Origin of the sequence: Caulobacter sp. FWC2 (genome assembly GCF_002742625.1) — a bacterium.
In the GTDB taxonomy this organism is placed as follows: domain Bacteria; phylum Pseudomonadota; class Alphaproteobacteria; order Caulobacterales; family Caulobacteraceae; genus Caulobacter.
Map to the genome: position 1 here is coordinate 675,247 of NZ_PEBF01000001.1, position 15,994 is coordinate 691,240.

The 15,994-nt window shown below is 68.5% G+C and carries 16 protein-coding genes; 6 read left to right on the plus strand and 10 right to left on the minus strand.

Features of this window, described 5'->3' with window-relative positions:
• Window positions 1-46: 46 nt before the first annotated feature.
• On the plus strand, window positions 47-1,360 hold the full coding sequence (locus tag CSW62_RS03230) for an MFS transporter (protein WP_099575760.1): 1,314 nt from the start codon (window positions 47-49) through the stop codon (window positions 1,358-1,360).
• Here CSW62_RS03230 and CSW62_RS03235 read toward each other — a convergent pair.
• Complete coding sequence (locus CSW62_RS03235; protein ID WP_099575761.1) at window positions 1,357-2,001, minus strand: helix-turn-helix domain-containing protein; 645 nt, start codon at window positions 1,999-2,001, stop codon at window positions 1,357-1,359. The genes CSW62_RS03230 and CSW62_RS03235 overlap by 4 nt on opposite strands.
• Window positions 2,002-2,155: 154 nt before the next feature.
• Between CSW62_RS03235 and CSW62_RS03240 the strand changes: the two genes are divergently transcribed.
• Entirely contained in the window at window positions 2,156-2,482 is a 327-nt protein-coding gene (locus tag CSW62_RS03240; RefSeq protein ID WP_099575762.1) for a nucleoside transporter, read from the plus strand.
• Window positions 2,483-2,505: 23 nt separating this feature from the next.
• On the opposite strand, the gene fixJ is transcribed toward CSW62_RS03240, so the two are convergent.
• The 4 genes from fixJ to cydD form a co-directional block, all read right to left on the minus strand.
• Window positions 2,506-3,129, minus strand: coding sequence for a response regulator FixJ (gene fixJ / locus CSW62_RS03245; RefSeq protein ID WP_099575763.1), 624 nt, complete (start codon window positions 3,127-3,129; stop codon window positions 2,506-2,508).
• Window positions 3,122-4,600: a PAS domain S-box protein gene (locus tag CSW62_RS03250; protein ID WP_099575764.1), complete on the minus strand. Its 1,479-nt coding sequence runs from the start codon at window positions 4,598-4,600 to the stop codon at window positions 3,122-3,124. Before CSW62_RS03250 ends, fixJ begins: the two co-directional genes overlap by 8 nt.
• 330 nt (window positions 4,601-4,930) lie before the next feature.
• Complete coding sequence (locus tag CSW62_RS03255) at window positions 4,931-6,535, minus strand: amino acid ABC transporter ATP-binding/permease protein (protein ID WP_099575765.1); 1,605 nt, start codon at window positions 6,533-6,535, stop codon at window positions 4,931-4,933.
• Window positions 6,532-8,157, minus strand: a complete 1,626-nt coding sequence (gene cydD, locus CSW62_RS03260) for a thiol reductant ABC exporter subunit CydD (protein ID WP_099575766.1) — start codon at window positions 8,155-8,157, stop codon at window positions 6,532-6,534. The genes CSW62_RS03255 and cydD overlap by 4 nt, the downstream gene beginning before the upstream one ends.
• Window positions 8,158-8,280: 123 nt before the next feature.
• Between cydD and CSW62_RS03265 the strand changes: the two genes are divergently transcribed.
• The 4 genes from CSW62_RS03265 to CSW62_RS03280 all read left to right on the plus strand — a co-directional run bounded on the left by CSW62_RS03265 (window position 8,281) and on the right by CSW62_RS03280 (window position 11,752).
• Window positions 8,281-9,846 carry a cytochrome ubiquinol oxidase subunit I gene (locus CSW62_RS03265; RefSeq protein WP_099575767.1) on the plus strand — a complete coding sequence of 522 codons (1,566 nt, stop codon included), beginning with the start codon at window positions 8,281-8,283 and terminating at the stop codon, window positions 9,844-9,846.
• 13 nt (window positions 9,847-9,859) lie between these two features.
• The gene (gene cydB, locus CSW62_RS03270) at window positions 9,860-11,011 is read left to right on the plus strand and encodes a cytochrome d ubiquinol oxidase subunit II (protein ID WP_099575768.1); all 1,152 of its coding nucleotides are present in this window, start codon (window positions 9,860-9,862) and stop codon (window positions 11,009-11,011) included.
• Between the two features lie 12 nt (window positions 11,012-11,023).
• Complete coding sequence (cydX, locus tag CSW62_RS03275; RefSeq protein WP_099575769.1) at window positions 11,024-11,146, plus strand: cytochrome bd-I oxidase subunit CydX; 123 nt, start codon at window positions 11,024-11,026, stop codon at window positions 11,144-11,146.
• Between the two features lie 153 nt (window positions 11,147-11,299).
• Window positions 11,300-11,752, plus strand: a complete 453-nt coding sequence (locus CSW62_RS03280; protein ID WP_099575770.1) for a chemotaxis protein CheW — start codon at window positions 11,300-11,302, stop codon at window positions 11,750-11,752.
• A 161-nt stretch (window positions 11,753-11,913) separates the two neighbouring features.
• Here CSW62_RS03280 and CSW62_RS03285 read toward each other — a convergent pair whose 3' ends face one another.
• The 5 genes from CSW62_RS03285 to rpmH all read right to left on the minus strand — a co-directional run bounded on the left by CSW62_RS03285 (window position 11,914) and on the right by rpmH (window position 15,881).
• Window positions 11,914-12,393: an ASCH/PUA domain-containing protein gene (locus CSW62_RS03285; protein WP_099575771.1), complete on the minus strand. Its 480-nt coding sequence runs from the start codon at window positions 12,391-12,393 to the stop codon at window positions 11,914-11,916.
• A 230-nt stretch (window positions 12,394-12,623) separates the two neighbouring features.
• Window positions 12,624-13,313: a ribosome biogenesis GTP-binding protein YihA/YsxC gene (gene yihA / locus CSW62_RS03290; protein ID WP_099575772.1), complete on the minus strand. Its 690-nt coding sequence runs from the start codon at window positions 13,311-13,313 to the stop codon at window positions 12,624-12,626.
• A complete protein-coding gene (yidC, locus tag CSW62_RS03295; RefSeq protein WP_099575773.1) occupies window positions 13,313-15,169 on the minus strand; it encodes a membrane protein insertase YidC in 1,857 nt (618 codons plus the stop codon). The genes yihA and yidC overlap by 1 nt, the downstream gene beginning before the upstream one ends.
• 7 nt (window positions 15,170-15,176) lie before the next feature.
• Window positions 15,177-15,653: a ribonuclease P protein component gene (gene rnpA, locus CSW62_RS03300; RefSeq protein ID WP_099575774.1), complete on the minus strand. Its 477-nt coding sequence runs from the start codon at window positions 15,651-15,653 to the stop codon at window positions 15,177-15,179.
• A gap of 93 nt (window positions 15,654-15,746) precedes the next feature.
• A complete protein-coding gene (gene rpmH, locus CSW62_RS03305; protein ID WP_012284717.1) occupies window positions 15,747-15,881 on the minus strand; it encodes a 50S ribosomal protein L34 in 135 nt (44 codons plus the stop codon).
• Window positions 15,882-15,994 lie beyond the last annotated feature (113 nt).

The following is a 15,994-nucleotide window of genomic DNA, read 5'->3' on the forward strand; positions in this document are numbered from 1 at the left end:
GTTCTGATGCTTCCCTCGGAACGGGAGGCGGCCTAACAAGTGTTTGATGACTGGGGAGTCCAAAGAGGCCCGGGATAACCGGGCGCCGTTCGCGATCCTCTTTGGCGTGTCCGTGGCGACCGCCATGGGGAACAACGGCATGCTGTCGGTGCTTCCGGCGATTGGCCGCCAGATCGGCATCCCCGACGCCATGGTCGCGGCCATCTTCTCTCTGTCGGCGGTGCTGTGGGCGATCACCTCGCCGCTGTGGGCCCGCCAGTCGGACATCAGGGGGCGAAAGCCGCTGATCCTGCTGGGGCTTGCGGGCTTTTCCGTCTCGATGCTGCTTTGCGCCCTGGTGGTGTCGGCCGGGCTGCATCACCTAGCCCCGCCGATGGTGATCTTCGTCGCCTTCCTGCTGTGCCGGGCGCTGTTCGGGACCTTCGGTTCAGCGGCCAATCCGGCCACCCAGGCCTATATGGCCGAGCGCACCAGCCGCGAGGAGCGCACCCAGACCATGGCCACCCTGGCCGGGGCCTTCGGTCTCGGCACGGTGGTCGGCCCGCTGCTGGCCCCGCTGTTCGTGCTGCCGGGCGTGGGCCTGGCCGGGCCGATGTTCGCTTTCGCCCTGCTGGCGGCGGGCATGATGGTGGTCGTCCAGCGCGGCCTGCCCGAGACCTTCAAGCCCGGACGCGGCGAGACCCTGCCCCGCCGCGGGATGGGCCTGCCCTGGCGCGGCGGCGATGTGGCCCTGTGGCGGGATCCGCGTCTAAAGCCCTTCCTGATCTTCGGCTTCCTGGTCGCCGCCTGCCAGACCGCCCAGACCCAGACCCTGGGCTTCCTGATCATCGACAAGCTGGGCCTGCCGCCGGTCAAGGCTCAGGGCTTCATCACCCTGGCGATGGCGGCCGGCGCCGTCGCCGCGCTGCTGGCCCAGTGGGGCCTGATCCGCATGTTCCGCATGGGGCCGCGAGACCTGATGCGCTGGGGCGTCGGCTGCGCGGCGATCGGCAACATCGTCGTCGCCTTCGCGCCCGACTACGCCGCCGTCGCGATCGGCTACGCCATCGCCAGCCTGGGCTATGGCTTCGCTCGGCCAGGCTTCACGGCGGGGGCGTCGCTGTCGGTGGACTCCAAGGACCAGGCCGGCGCGGCCGGCGCCATCGCCGCGATCAACGGCCTCAATGTCGTGGTCGCGCCCCTGTTCGTCCTGCTCTACGAGCGCATCGGCTGGGGACCGTTCGTGCTGAACGCGGCGATCCTGACGGCCCTGGTCGTCTACGCTCTGCGCCAGGCGACCCTGCGCGCGGTCGACAAGACCGGCGCGCGGGAAGAGGCGACCATCGCGGGGCTGGAGCAGTCGGACGAGGGCGGGGTCTAATCGACCATCCGCTCCAGCGCCCGGCGATCCTTGAGCACCACGTGCCGGACGCTGGGCAGGGCGATCAGGCCTTCGTCCTGCAAGGCCGTCAGCGTTCGCGAGACGGTTTCGATGGTCAGGCCCAGATAGTCGGCCATGTCCTGGCGGCCCATCGGCACGTCCAGTTCGGCGCGGGCGTGGGTGCGTTCGGCGATGTCCAGAAGCAGGCCGACGACCCGCTCCTGGGCCGAGCGACGGCCGAGCATCAGCACGTGGTCCTGGCTGCGTTGCAGGACCTCGGCGGTGACGCGGAACAGGGCCCGGGCGGCGTCGCTGCGGGTGGCGGCCAGGTCGCTGAGCGCCCCGCGCCGGATCATCCGGACGCTGGCGTCGGTCAGGGCCTCGGCGGTGATGCGGTGGGTGGCGCCCATCTCCAGGCCGAAATACTCGCCGGCGAAGTGGAAGTCGTCGATCTGGCGGCGACCGTCGCGCAGGATGCGGTAGGTCCGCACCGCGCCAGACACCACCTGATAGACGTAGTCGGCGGCCTCGCCCTCGCCAAAGATCTCCTCGTCGCGCGAGAAGCGCGGGCAGGCGCCGGGAATGGCCAGCACGGTGTCGAGAGCGGTGGGAGCGGCGTCGATGCGAAGCGGAGACAGCATGGAAAGACCCTTCTGTTGGTAGGGTCATGCGCCTATTGCGGCCTTCGCGATATTCGGGAACCGCGCCTAAGGAAACCCCCTTACGCGAGCATGCGGTATCGACGGTTTGAGGCGGATCAATCCACCTGGACCGCCGACCCTGCACAATGGGATCATGACGGACCTCCCCCTCATCCTGCTGCTCGTCGAGGACGAGCCCCTCCGCGAGGCGCTTCGCTTCTCGTTGGAGACCGAGGGCTATGTGGTGGGCGTGCGGCCAGACGGGCGACCGGTGGCGGCAGTGGTCATCGACGACGCGCGGGACGAGTGGCCCGCTGTAGGCGAGAGCCCGACGATCGTGCTGACAGGGGACGTCGAGCGGCTGGTGCGCCGGGGCGTGCAAGGCGTATCTCTGGTGGAGAAGCCGCTGCTGGGGGACGCGCTGAGCGTGCGGCTGAGCGAAGTGATCAGGGCTAACCAAACATTCTCATCCCGGCCTTAGCGAAGCGGAGGTCGGGGCAGCGCTCAGCCGCCCCGCACCGACAGCGTCATCCGCACCAGCGCCGCCAGGTTGTCTGCCTGCATCTTGGTCATCAGCTTGGCGCGGTAGATCTCCACCGTCCGGGGGCTGATGCCCAGTTCGCGGGCGATGACCTTGTTGGCGTGGCCGGCGACGACACCGTCCAGCACCTGGCGCTCGCGTTCGGACAGGGTCTCCAGGCGGTGCAGGATCGCGGCCTGGTCGTCGGTGACCGGCGCGGCCTCGGCGGCCTTGATGGCGCGGGCCAGGGCGTCCAGCATCCGGGCGTCCGAGAAGGGCTTTTCGATGAAGTCGACGACCCCCGAGCGCATGGCCTCGACGGCCATCGGGATGTCGCCGTGGCCGGTGATCATCACGATCGGCATCTTGACCTTCAGGGCCGCCAGCCGCGCGACCAGCTCCTGGCCGCTCATCTCGGGCATGCGCACGTCGGTGATCACCACGCCGGGCTTGGCGTCCGGCAGGGCGTCGAGGAAGGCCGGGGCGCTGGCGTAGGCGATGACCTCGAAGTCGGCGGACTCCAGCAGGAAGGCCAGCGACTCGCGGGCGCTCTCGTCGTCGTCGACCACGTGCACGACGTGGGGCGCCAAGGGGGCGGCGTCAGTCATCAACGGACTCCTTGTTATGATCGGCGGGCGGCAGGGTGAAGCGGAACAGCGCCCCGCCGCCGGGATTGGCCTCGGCCCAGATGCGACCGCCGTGCGCCTCGATGATCGAGCGCGAGATCGACAGGCCCACCCCCATGCCCTGCGGCTTGGTGGTCATGAATGGCTGGAACAGGCGCTCCAGCACCTCGGGCGCGATGCCGGGGCCGGTGTCGGCGACGCTGACCTGCGACCAGCCCTGGTCGGTCACAGCGCTGGTGATGGTCAGGGCCTTTCGGCGCGCGCCGCCCTCCTGCATGGCGTCGATGCCGTTGCGGATCAGGTTCAGCAGCACCTGCTGCACCTGGACCCGGTCGGCATAGACGTCGTCAGCGGCGGGATCCAAAGACAGGCGCACGTCGACCTGGCGATCGCGTTCGCCGATCAGGGCGAGGGCCGAGGCCTCCTCGATCAGCTTGGACAGGCTCTCGTCGGCCCGCTCGCTTGCCCCGCGGCGGACGAAGTCGCGCATGCGGTGGATCACCTCGCCGGCCCTCAACGCCTGGGCGGCGGCGCGGTCGATGGCGTCGCGGACCTTGGCCTGGTCGGCCTCGCGGCCCCGGTCGATCAGGCGACGCGAACCGGTCAGCAGGTTGGCGATGGCCGACAGCGGCTGGTTCAGTTCGTGGGCCAGGGTCGAGGCCATCTCGCCCATGGCCGTCAGGCGCGAGACGTGGACCAGCTCGTTCTGCAGTTCCTGCAGGCGCGTTTCGGTCTCCTGGCTCTGGGTCAGGTCGCGGATGAAGCCAGTATAGGAGGGCGTCGAGCCCTTGGTCTCGCCGACCGCTAGTTCCATGGGGAAGGTCGAGCCGTCCTTGCGCTGTCCCACCACGACCCGGCCGACGCCGATGATTCGCCTCTCGCCGGTGCGATGGTAGCGCTGGATGTACTCGTCGTGGGCGGCCGCGTGCGGCTCGGGCATCAGCATCTTGACGTTCTTGCCCAGGACCTCGTCCGTGCTCCAGCCGAACATCCGCTCGGCGGCGGGGCTGAACGAGGTCATGATCCCAGCGCGGTCGATGACCACCACCCCGTCGGGCACGGTGTCGAGGATCGAGCGCAGATGGTCGTTGACCGCCGCCTCGCGCCGCCGCGCGGCATGGAACCAGCCGCCGCCCACGGCCATGCCGAATCCCACCGACAGGAAGATCGCCGCGCAGAGACCGCTGACCAGGTTGAACGGGATCTCGCGCGTCACCCACCAGACGCTGCTCCAGGCGAAGGTGGTGGCGAAGGCCCCCGGACCGAGGCCCCCGAGCGCGGCGCTGACCAGCACGGCCGGCACGAACAGCAGGAACGACGACGGCGCGGTGAAGTCCGCCGGCAGGTACAGGCGCGCGACCGCCGTCGCCATCACCGCCGCGAAGGCGGCGAGATAGGCGGTGGGGTGCGGGTCGCTGTAGAGCGTGGAGGACAGGCCCCGGGCAGGCTTCATCGGTGTTCCCAGTCTTGAGCGCCTTATAGCCGGCCGGGTTTGAGCCAGGTCAAGGCGCGATCATTGCGTAGGTCGGAGGCTGAGCGCTTCAAGCAAAGGGAGCGCTCCGATGTCGGGTGGGCAAATGGCGTATCTGGGTCTGGTGATCGCGTCGTTCACGGCGTTCGCCGTGGTTCTGTTCGTGACCTATATCCGGGTGAACATGAAGTAGCTGGGGCGCTCCCAAGTCGAGCTGGGAGCGTCCCATCGAGCCCGATTTCCCCTGCAAGGGCAGGGGCCAAGATCCATCCATGCCTTTTGGGTTTTCGCGACGGCCCTCGCGTCTAATCCTCAAGCGTTCGTGGGTTCGATCTGGGCTCCGGCCTTCGCCGGGGAGATCGGGTTTTTGTTTGCGTTCATCTCCACCCGTCGCCCACAGATCGCCGCTGGCGCCGCGCGGTGGCTGACCAGCACCAGGCCCTGGCCGGTGCGCTTCAGGCGGTCGCGTAACCTTTCCACCACAAGAGCCTCCGTCGCCGCGTCCAGCCCTTCGGTGGGCTCGTCCAGCAGCAGCCACGGCGCATCCCGCAGATAGGCCCGCGCCAAGGCCAGGCGCCGCCGCTCGCCGCCGGACAGGCGCTCGCCGTCGTCGCCGATAGAGGCGGCCAGGCCTTGCGGCGCGGCGCGGATGCGGTCGGCCAGGGCGGCGGCTTCAAGTACGTCCCACAGCTGAGCGTCGGTCGCCTTGGGCGCGGCCAGGCGCAGATTGTCGCGCACCGTGCCGGCGATCAGGCCGGCGTCCTGCGGCAGCCAGGCGAAGGCGAAACGGGGCAGGGCGGTTTGGCCGCGCAGGCCCAGCAGGGTCTCGATCGCGGTGGTCTTGCCGCAGCCGGACGGGCCGACGACCGCCAGGCGTTCCCCTGGCTTCAGGGTCTGGCCGAGGATCGTCAGGCCGGGCGGCGTCTCGGGCGCGGCTTCGGCCGGCCTGGCGCGATATTGCAGCACCGCATCAAGGCGCTCGCGCGCTTCCCGCGCCGCGCCGTCCTGGTCGAAGGCGTGGGCGAGGCCCGCCAGGGCGTCGATGCTCATGGCGGCGGCCAGACCGGCCAGGGCCGCCAGCGGCGCGCCGGCCGGGGCCGCGCTGGCGACGGCGGCGGCGACCGCGACGCCAAGCAGGGCGGCCTGGCTCATCAGGATCAGCCCCTGGGCGCGGGCGGCGGCCAGGCGCGCCGCGTCGAGTTCGGCGGCCTTGGCGTTCAGCGTCTCACCGGCCCAGGCGTCCAGGCCGTAGGCGCGAAGTTCGGCCGAGGCGGCGACGAGGGCGGCGGTGGTCTCCTTCAGCGCCCCGATCCTGGCCTGCACGGCGGCGCGGGCGGGCGTCGAGAAGCGCTTGGCCAGGGCGCGGGCGACCAGGATCGCGGCGCCGGCGGTCAGCAGGATCACGACGGCGGGCAGCCAGCCGGCCAGGGCGGCCAGGACCAGGCCCGAGCCTAGGCCTGCGACGGCGCTCCAGGGGGCGGACAGGCGGACGAAGCGGGTCTCGATTGCGTCGACGTCCTGGACGAGGCGGGCCGAGGCCTCGCCGCGCGACAGGGTCAGCGACTCCGAAGGCGGGGCGGCGGCCAGGCTCTCGAATACCGCGGGACGGATGACGGCCAGGGCGCGCAGGGCGGCGGCGTGTCCGGACAGGCGCTCGCCATAGCGCGCGGCGGTGCGCAGGATGGCCAGCAGGCGGATCATCGCGCTGGGGATCAGCACGTTGAACGTATGGGCCGCAGCCAGGCCCGCCAGGCCGGCGGCGGCGCTGGCGACGATGAACCAGCCGGACAGGCCCAGCAGGATGGTCGAGGCCGCGCCCACGACGACGGCGCTGGCGATGGCCAGCCGCAAGGCGTCGGCGCGCTCGCGCTTCTGGGCGCGGATCAGGGCGTCGAGGGGACTCGCGGGGTTCGTCACAGGCGTATCACTTGGTCGGCGAGGGCGGCGACGGCCTCGGAATGGGTGGCGATCAGGGTCGTGCGGCCCCTGGCGGCGACGCGGATGGCCGTCAGCAGTTCGGCTTCGGCCTTGGCGTCGAGATTGGCGGTCGGTTCGTCCAGCAGCAGGATGGGAGCTGACTTGAGCAGGGCGCGGGCCAGGGATAGGCGGCGACGCTCGCCGCCGGACAGGCCGCTGCCGCGTTCGTCCAGCCTGAAGTCGAGGCCGCCTTCGCGGTCGAGGATCAAGCCCACGGCGGTCGCCGCTGCCTCGATCTCCGTGCGGGTCGCGTCGCGGCGCGACAGGGCGATGTTCTCGGCGATCGTGGCCGGCAGGATCAGCGGCGACTGGCCCGCCCAGGCGATGTCGGCGACGCGAGGCGCGGCGCCGTCGACCAGGATCCGTCCGCCGCTCAGGGGCGCCAGGTCCAGCATCAGGTTCAGCAGCGAGCTCTTGCCCGCCCCGCTGGGGCCGACCAGGGCGCTGATGGTTCCGGCCTGGACAGTGAGGTCGAAGCCGTCGACCGCCGGCGCGTCGGCGTCCGGATAGCGGACCGTGACACCCTCGAAGCGGATGGTCGGAGCCTTGCTCAGCGGCGACGCCGTGGGCTTGGTTTCCGGAACCTCGAAGGTCGACAGGCTCGCGCTGGCGGACTCGGCGGCCTGGCGGTCGTGATAGGCCGCGGCCAGGCGGCGCATCGGCGCGTAGATCTCGGGCGCCAGGGCCAGGACGAAGAAGGCCCGCTTCAGGTCCAGGGTCTCGGGAACCGGGAAGGGCAGCAGGCGCAGCAGGTTGAAGCCGCAATAGACCGCCACCAGCGCCACCGACAGGGCCGCGAAGAACTCCAGGGCCGCCGACGAGATGAAGGCGACGCGCAGCACGCGGATGGTGCGCTCGGCCAGCTCGGAGGCCGAGCGGCGCAGGGCGGCGGTGGTCGTCCCCTCGGCCTGGAAGGCCAGCACGACCGGCAGGGCGCGGACGCGGTCGAGGAACAGGCCCGACAGGCGCTCCAGGGCCAGGAACTGGGCGCGGCTCTCGGCGGCCGCGGCCGTCCCGGCCAGGATCATGGCGGCGATGAAGGGAATGAGCGTGGCCAGCATGATGCCGGCGCAGATGGGGCTGGCGACGGCCGCGACGGCGATCATCACCAGCGGCAGGGCCGCGGCGGATAGTCGCGCCGGCAGGAAGCGGGCGAAGTGGCCGTCCAGCGCCTCGACGCCCTCGACCAGGGCGGTGGCGGCTTCACCGGCCGAGCGGCGCGGGCCGCCAAATACGGAGTGGGCGAGGTCGGCGCGAACGGCGGCCTTGGCCTGGGCGGCGGCCTGGGCTCCGGCCCCGGCGGCCAGGCGGGCCAGCAAACCCCGCAGGATTCCGGCCACGACGATCGCCAGCAGGGAGAGGCTCAGAACCAGAGGCCCGCGCTGGCTGGCGATAGCGTCGACGCCGAACGCCAGGCCCGCAGCGAAGGCGATCGCGGCTACGCCGTCGAGCAGAACGAACGCCCGCGCACGGCCGCTCGCGGGTCCGCCGCGACGGCTGGCTCGATCAAGCCACCGCTTTGGTGAAACGGAACCATCGTTCTGTACTATACTGGCGGCCATGGGTTGAGTGTAGGCTGCTTTCATTCGCAAGCCTTGATCCTAATCAAGGACCGGGCGGTCGCGACGGTCTAGGGAAAAGCCCTCGATCGGCGTGATCATCGGCCGTTCGTCTGGGAGCTTTTCATGGACCCCGCCGTCATCGACCTATCGCGCCTTCAGTTCGCGTTGACCGCCTTATACCACTTCCTGTTCGTACCGCTCACCCTGGGGCTCAGCTTCATGCTGGTCATCATGGAGAGCATCTATGTGATGACCAAGCGTCCCATCTGGCGGACCACCACCCGCTTCTGGGGCACGCTGTTCGGCATCAACTTCGTGCTCGGCGTCGCCACCGGCATCACCATGGAATTCCAGTTCGGCATGAACTGGTCCTACTACTCGCACTATGTCGGCGACATCTTCGGCGCCCCGTTGGCGATCGAAGGGCTGATGGCCTTCTTCCTGGAAGCCACCTTCGTCGGGCTGATGTTCTTCGGCTGGGACAAGCTCTCGCGCGTCGGCCACCTGTTCGTGACCTTCATGGTGGCCCTGGGCACCAACCTGTCGGCCCTGTGGATTCTGGTCGCCAACGGCTGGATGCAGAACCCGATGGGCGCGGCCTTCAACCCCGACACCATGCGCATGGAGGTCTCCAGCTTCCGCGACGTGCTGTTCAACCCGGTGGCCCAGGCCAAGTTCGTGCACACGGTCAGCGCCGGCTATGTGATCGCCTCGGTGTTCGTGCTGGGCGTTTCGGCCTGGTACCTCCTGAAGGGCAAGCACATCGGCGTCGCCAAGCGGTCGATGACCGTCGCCGCCGCCTTCGGTCTGGCCGCCTCGCTGTCGGTCGTCGTGCTGGGCGACGAGAGCGGCTACGCCCTGACCGACAACCAGAAAATGAAGCTCGCGGCCCTTGAGGCCATGTGGGAGACCGAACCCGCCCCGGCCGGCCTGACCGCCTTCGGCATCCCGGACCTGAAGGAGCGCAAGACCCACTACGAGATCAGGATCCCGTACGTTCTGGGCCTGATCGCAACCCGCAGCTTCGACACGCCGGTGGAGGGCATCTTCCAGCTGGTCGCCAAGGCGCAGGACCGCATAGAGAGCGGCGTCGTCGCCTATGGCGCGGTCGAGGCCCTGAAGGTCAATCCACAGGACATGACCGCCCGCGCCACCTTCGAGGCCCACCGCCGCGACCTGGGCTACGCCCTGCTGCTGAAGCGCTATGTCGCCGACCCGCGCCAGGCTAGCCCCGACCTTATTGCGAAGACGGCCTGGGATACGGTGCCGCCGGTGCCGGTGATGTTCTGGGCGTTCCGCATCATGGCCGGGATCGGCTTCCTGATGATCGCCATGTTCACCACGGCCTTCGTGCTGGTCACCCTGCGCAAGCACGACACCAAGTGGTTCCTGTTCATCGCCGTGGCGGCCATCCCGCTGCCGTGGATCTCGACCGAACTGGGCTGGGTGTTGGCCGAGGTCGGCCGGCAGCCCTGGGCGGTGGACGGCGTGCTGCCCACCTTCCTGGGCGCCTCCAGCCTGTCCGTGCCGCAGCTGCTGACCAGCATCGCGGCGTTCACCCTCCTGTACGGCTCGCTGGCCGTGGTCGAGATCGGCCTGATCCTGCGCGCCATCAAGAAAGGCCCGTTCGCTCAGCACGACCCCGTCCCCGACGGCGAGTTCGCTGAATCCGAACCGGCCGTGGCTTAAGGAGCGCTGAGTCATGGAACTCCCAATCGACTACGCCACCCTTCGTGTCCTCTGGTGGGCCCTGGTCGGGATCCTCCTGATCGGCTTCGCCCTGACCGACGGCTTCGACATGGGCGTCGGCGCGCTGCTGCCCTTCGTCGCCAAGACCGACAAGGAACGCCGGATGGTGATCAACACCGTCGGCGCGACCTGGGAAGGCAACCAGGTGTGGTTCATCCTGGGTGGCGGCGCGATCTTCGCGGCCTGGCCGTTCGTCTACGCCATCAGCTTCTCGGGCTTCTATCTCGCGATGTTCGTGGTCCTGGCGGCGATGATCATGCGGCCCGTCAGCTTCAAGTACCGCTCCAAGCGGCCGAACCCCAAGTGGCGGTCGTTCTGGGACTGGGGTCTGTTCGTCGGCGGCTTCGTGCCGGTTCTGGTGTTCGGCGTGGCCATGGGCAATGTGCTGCAAGGCGCGCCCTTCCGCCTGGATACCGACCTGCGGGCCTTCTATGAGGGCGCCTTCATCGGCCTGTTCTCGCCCTTCGCCCTGCTGTGCGGCCTGTTGTCGGTGTCGATGCTGGTTCTGCACGGCGCGGCCTGGCTGACCGTCAAGGCCGAGGAAGGCCCGGTCACCGAGCGCGCCCGTCGCATCGGCGAGATCGCGGGCCTGGCCAGCATCGTGCTGTTCGCGGCCGGCGGCTTCTGGGTGGCCTTCGGCGGCCTGGGCTTCCGGATCGAGGGTCTGGCCGATGCGGCAGGGCCCTCCAACCCGCTGCGCGGCGCCGCCGCCGTGCGGGCGCCGGGCGCCTGGCTGGACAACTATGGCCGCCATGGCTGGATGATCATCGCGCCGGTCCTGGGCTTCCTGGGCGCGGCCCTGGCGCTCGTGGGGATGCGGTTCAACAAGGCCTGGGCGGCGTTCGGCGGCTCGTCGGCCTCGACGGTCGGGATCATCGCCACGGTGGGTCTGTCGATGTTCCCGTTCATCCTGCCCAGCAGCTACGACCCGCGCTCCAGCCTGACGGTGTGGAACGCCTCGTCGACCCACCTGACCCTGTTCGTCATGCTGATCGTCACGGTGATCTTCCTGCCGCTGGTCCTGCTCTACACGACCTGGGTCTACAAGGTCCTGTGGGGCCGCAGCACCACGGCCGCCCTGGCCACCAACCCCGACCTGTACTGAGGAGACCAAGCCATGTGGTACTTCACCTGGATCCTGGGCCTGGGCCTGGCCGTCGCCTTCGGCGTGCTGAACGGCGTCTGGTACGAGTTCAACCTGGCCGACGACGGCGACGAAGGCCTGTCGGAGGAACTCTAAGACTCAGTTTGAGGGGGCGCGACAATCCGGCGCGCTCCTTCAAGCTCAGACTTAACGGTTGTTAAAGACGGTTCGGGGTCTTGTGGCAGGGAGCCCGAGAGCGCGTCGAACACGCCGCCCCGGGATCGCTGAATTAGACCCGGGGACACCGCCATGACCGACACCACCGCGCCCGCTCTGGAACTGATCTCGTTCTGCATCGGCGAGCAGGAATTCTGCATCGACGTGAAGACGGTCCGAGAGATCCGCGGCTGGACCCCGGCCACCCCGATCCCCCACGCCCCGGCCTATATGCGCGGCGTCATCAACCTGCGCGGCGCGATCATGCCGGTCATCGACCTGCGCAACCGCCTGGGCCTGGGCGTCACCATCCCCGAGACCCGCCACGTGATCGTGGTCGTCGAATGCCAGGACCGCCTGGCCGGCATCCTGGTCGACGCCGTGTCGGAAACCTTCACCGTGCCGCGCGACAGCCTGCAGCCGGCCCCGGACGTCGGCGTCGAAGAGCTGCGCTACATCCAGGCGATCATCTCGATGGAAAACCGCCTGATCACCTATCTGCGCATGGACGACGTGTTCCCGGCCGTGGTCCGCGAAGCGGCTTAAGCAGACACGCGTTTCTCCTCCCCCGCTTGGGGGAGGTGGATCGGCGCGAATACGCGCCGAGACGGAGGGGGCTGGTCAGGCCCGATAGCGCGGCGCTGTCCCCCTCCACCGCCGTTCGGCGGTCCCCCTCCCCCAAGAGGGGGAGGAGAGAAAACCCCAGATCAGCCCTTGCGGACGATCCGCGCCGCTGCGGCGTGGAAGCCGGCTTCGGCGGCGGCGAGATCAGCCACGGCGCCGTTGCGGTCGGCCGCGACGCCCATGTTGCTCGCCGCATAGCTCTCCGAGACCTTGCGGGCTTCCTGGGCGCGCAGGGCGGCGTTTGAGGCGGCGGTCTCGTGCCAGGTCGCCAGGCTCTCAGCGGTGACCTCGGCGTCGGCGTCCGGATGCGGCGCCACCTCGCCAAAGCCGATGGCCACGAAGCCGTGGATGACGCCGCCATAGTCCTCTTCCGACAGCAGGAAGGTGATCTGACGCTCCTCGGCCTGGCCGGTATAGGCGTCGTCTTCCGGATCGAACTCGCGCAGCACCAAGATGTCGCCGACCTTGAAGTCGCGGTCGTTGCGGCGGATCTCGAAGCGCTTCTGGCCCGAGCGCACGGCGGCGAAGTACTTGGGCCAGGTCTTGAGTTCGTGGCGGGTCATGGCGGGTGGACTTTCGAAACTAGAAAGCGGGCGGTTCTGGCGGCCGAAGCCTAGCGCAGGGTTAACCGCCCAAACATATCCCCAAATTCCGATTTCCCCGGCGAATGCCGGGGCCCAGATTCATCCGGGCCGGCTTGGGTGAGCGCGCCATCCGCCTCATCAGCTTCCGACGCGCTCGTGGGCTCGATCTGGACCCCGGCAGTCGCCGGGGAGATCGGATTATTGTTGTCTCACTCGTCGATGCAGAGCCGGACGATCTCGGCCCGCAACTCCGGCATGCCCAGGCCCTTTTCGGACGAGGTGGCCAGGACGCGGGGGAAGGCGGCGGCGCGCTTGGCGATGGCCTTCTGTGTCTCGGCCACGACCTTGTCGACCTCGTGGGGCTTGATCTTGTCGGCCTTGGTCAGGACGATCTGGTACGAGACCGCCGCCGTATCCAGGGCGTCCAGCGCCTCCATGTCGACCTTCTTCAGCCCATGGCGGGCGTCGATCAGCACGTAGACGCGCTTCAGGTTCGGCCGGCCGCGCAGATAGGCCCGGCCCAGGTCCTGGAACTTGTCGGCGATCGAGCGCGACACGCGGGCGAAGCCATAGCCGGGCAGGTCGACGAGGCGCACCTGCTCGGCCAGCAGGAAGAAGTTGATCTCCCGCGTGCGGCCCGGCTCGTTCGAGGCGCGGGCCAGATATTTCTGCCCCACCAGCCCGTTGATCAGGCTGGACTTGCCGACGTTGGAGCGGCCGGCGAAGGCCACTTCCGGCAGATCGGGCGCGGGCATGGTGTCCATGCGCACCGCGCCCATCATGAACGAGACCGGCTGGGCGAAGAACACCCGCGCCGTCTCGATCTGCTCGTCCGTGAAGTCGGCCGCGCCCGGCAGGACGCTGGGGAGTTCGGGCGGAAGGTTGGGTTCGTCGCTCATCAGGTGGCGTTAGCAGGTTTGCCCTGCAGGCGGGCGATGATCTTGTCGATCGGGTTCTCGACCTTGTAGCGGCGCATGATGATGTACTGCTGGATGATGGTCAGGATGTTGCTCCAGCACCAGTAGATCACCAGGCCCACGGCGAACTGCGACAGGGTGAAGGTGAAGACGATCGGGAACAGCTGGAAGATACGCTGTTGCATCGGGTCGCCCGCCGGCGGGTTCATCGCCGTCGTCAGCCACATGGTGAAGCCGTACAGCAGCGGCCAGACGCCGATGTGCAGGGTGGTCGACAGGAAGGCGCCGATCAGCGGGGCGTGGGCCGGGTCCCAGGGGATCAGGCCGAACAGGTTGAAGATCGTCGTCGGGTCACGCGCGGACAGATCGTGGATCCAGCCGAAGAACGGCGCGTGGCGCATTTCGATGGTGACGGTCAGCACCTTGTACAGCGAGTAGAAGACCGGGATCTGCACCAGCATGGGCAGGCAGCCCATCATGGGGTTGATCTTCTCCTTGGCGTACAGGGCCATCATCTCCTGCTGCTGTTTGGCGGGATCGTCCTTGTGCTTGGCCTTCAGCTTCTCGACCTCGGGGGAGATCTTCTTGATCTTGGCCATGCTCTCATAGCTCTTGTCCGCCATCGGATAGAGGATGAGCTTGAGCAGGACGGTCAGCGCCATGATGGCCAGGCCGAAGTTGCCGACCATCTTGTAGAAGATCTCCAGGATGTTGAAGATCGGGCGCGTGAAGAAGCGGAACATGCCCCAGTCGACGGCGTCGTCGAAGCGCGGGATCTCGGCCTTCGGGTTATTCCAGAACTCCCAGATGGCCGGAGCGGGCGTCGCGCCGTACTCGTACTTGCGCAGCAGCGGCACGGTCTTGGCGCCGGCGAACAGGCGGGTCTTCTGGGTCAGGGTCGCGCCCGGGTTCAGGGCCTGGGTCGGGCCGACGAAGTTGACGTCATAGATGTCGGTGCCGCCGGCCTGGGTGACGCGGTACTGGGCCTTGATGGTCTGGTCCTGGTTGGGGATCAGGGCCGCCAGCCAATACTTGTCGGTGATGCCGGCCCAGCCGCCGACCGAGTCGAAGGTCGAGAGCGGCTTGTCCTTCTTCCACTTGCCGTACTTGGCCATTTCCAGCTTCTGGTCCTTGCCGGAGCCCAGAACGCCGATGGCGCCTTCGTGGACGATCTGGGTCTTGCCCAGGTGGTCAGTGATGCCCTGGCGCTGGACGGTGGCGTAGGGGGCCAGCTGGAAGGCGGCGGTCCCGTTGTTCTTGACGCTGTCGGTGACGGTGAACATCGCCTGGTCGTCCACGCCGATCAGGCGCGTGAAGGTCAGGCCCATGCCGTTGTCATAGGTCAGGGTGACGGGAGAATTGGGACGCAGCACCTGGCCCGGCGCGGCGGTCCAGACGGTGCGGCTGTCGGGCAGGCCCGGCAGGTTGGCGCCGGCCCAGCCGAAATCGGCGAACCAGGCGTGCTCGGCGCCCTCGGGGCGGAACAGCTCGACCGGCGGCGAGCCCTTGTCGGTGGTCTCGGCGTACTTGCGCAGGAACAGGTCGTCGATGCGGCCGCCCTTCAGGGCGATCGAGCCCGACAGGGCCGGGGTGTCGACCACGATGCGCGGGCTCTGAGCCTTGGCGGCGTCGCGCGACAGGCGCAGCGGCGCCGGATTGCCGTTGGCGTCCAGGGTCACGCCAGGCTGCATCGCGGCCTGGACCTGGGCGGCCTTCTTGGCGCGCGCCTCGATCTCGGCGCGCTTTTGCTGCGGACCCAGGATGAAGAACTGGTACCCGATCAGGATCACGAACGCGCTGACGATGAACATCAGCGTGTTTTTGTTGTCGTTCTGCATGGAGCGCTTAACCGGAAACTCTGGGATCGGGTTGTTGGGAAGAGGCGTCTTTTGGCGGTGCGCCGAATGACGGGCGGGGAACCTTGGGTCCTCCGCGATCGTGCTCGGCGGCGAGGCTTATCAGCGCTGTTTTAACGTCGTCAAGCAAACGCCCCCATTCGCGGGCGGTGGTTCCGCCGCGCGCAATGAACACATAGTCGTGCGAAGGGCGCGCATGAAGGGGCAGGACCAGCCGGGCGGCCTCTCGGAGGCGGCGCTTGGCGCGGTTGCGATCGACGGCGCCGCCGATCTTCTTGGTGGCGGTGAAGCCGACCCGGACCGTGGGATCCTCGTCGGGGCGCTTGCGCATCTGGATGAACACCGCGCCGCGCGACAGGGCCGGGGCCTTGGCCGCCAGCAGGAAGTCGGGGCGCTTGCGCAGTCTCTCAAAGCGAAGAGGGGCGCACTTCAGGGCCGGGAGCTTTGAGGTTTGGGCTTCAGCCATGAAAAAAGCCGCCTTTCCGGCGAGAACCTGAAACCAGGTCTGTGGAAAAGGCGGCTTTGATCATCGTCTAACCTCCCGAGGGAGGAAGAGAAATTAGGCGGTCAGGCGCTTGCGGCCCTTGGCGCGGCGACGCGCGACGATCTTTTGACCGTTCTTGGTGGCCATACGCGCGCGGTAGCCGTGACGGCGGGCACGCACGAGCTTCGACGGCTGGAAGGTGCGCTTCACGACGTGGCTCCGAAATGCAAATACGTTGAACGCGGTGACTAGGTCCCCGCGAGTGAGGGGCGGTGGATAAAAGAACGGGCGAGGGATGTCAACCTGAGTCGGTTCAATCACTT

Excerpts from the sequence above, each read along its gene's own strand:
- yihA (WP_099575772.1), bottom strand. The coding sequence starts at position 13,313 with ATGAGCGACGAACCCAACCTTCCGCCCGAACTCCCCAGCGTCCTGCCG.
- CSW62_RS03265 (WP_099575767.1), top strand. The coding sequence starts at position 8,281 with ATGGACCCCGCCGTCATCGACCTATCGCGCCTTCAGTTCGCGTTGACC.
- CSW62_RS03230 (WP_099575760.1), top strand. The coding sequence starts at position 47 with ATGACTGGGGAGTCCAAAGAGGCCCGGGATAACCGGGCGCCGTTCGCG.
- CSW62_RS03285 (WP_099575771.1), bottom strand. The coding sequence starts at position 12,393 with ATGACCCGCCACGAACTCAAGACCTGGCCCAAGTACTTCGCCGCCGTG.
- rnpA (WP_099575774.1), bottom strand. The coding sequence starts at position 15,653 with ATGGCTGAAGCCCAAACCTCAAAGCTCCCGGCCCTGAAGTGCGCCCCT.
- CSW62_RS03235 (WP_099575761.1), bottom strand. The coding sequence starts at position 2,001 with ATGCTGTCTCCGCTTCGCATCGACGCCGCTCCCACCGCTCTCGACACC.
- CSW62_RS03280 (WP_099575770.1), top strand. The coding sequence starts at position 11,300 with ATGACCGACACCACCGCGCCCGCTCTGGAACTGATCTCGTTCTGCATC.
- cydD (WP_099575766.1), bottom strand. The coding sequence starts at position 8,157 with ATGGCCGCCAGTATAGTACAGAACGATGGTTCCGTTTCACCAAAGCGG.
- CSW62_RS03240 (WP_099575762.1), top strand. The coding sequence starts at position 2,156 with ATGACGGACCTCCCCCTCATCCTGCTGCTCGTCGAGGACGAGCCCCTC.
- CSW62_RS03250 (WP_099575764.1), bottom strand. The coding sequence starts at position 4,600 with ATGAAGCCTGCCCGGGGCCTGTCCTCCACGCTCTACAGCGACCCGCAC.
- fixJ (WP_099575763.1), bottom strand. The coding sequence starts at position 3,129 with ATGACTGACGCCGCCCCCTTGGCGCCCCACGTCGTGCACGTGGTCGAC.
- yidC (WP_099575773.1), bottom strand. The coding sequence starts at position 15,169 with ATGCAGAACGACAACAAAAACACGCTGATGTTCATCGTCAGCGCGTTC.
- cydB (WP_099575768.1), top strand. The coding sequence starts at position 9,860 with ATGGAACTCCCAATCGACTACGCCACCCTTCGTGTCCTCTGGTGGGCC.
- cydX (WP_099575769.1), top strand. The coding sequence starts at position 11,024 with ATGTGGTACTTCACCTGGATCCTGGGCCTGGGCCTGGCCGTCGCCTTC.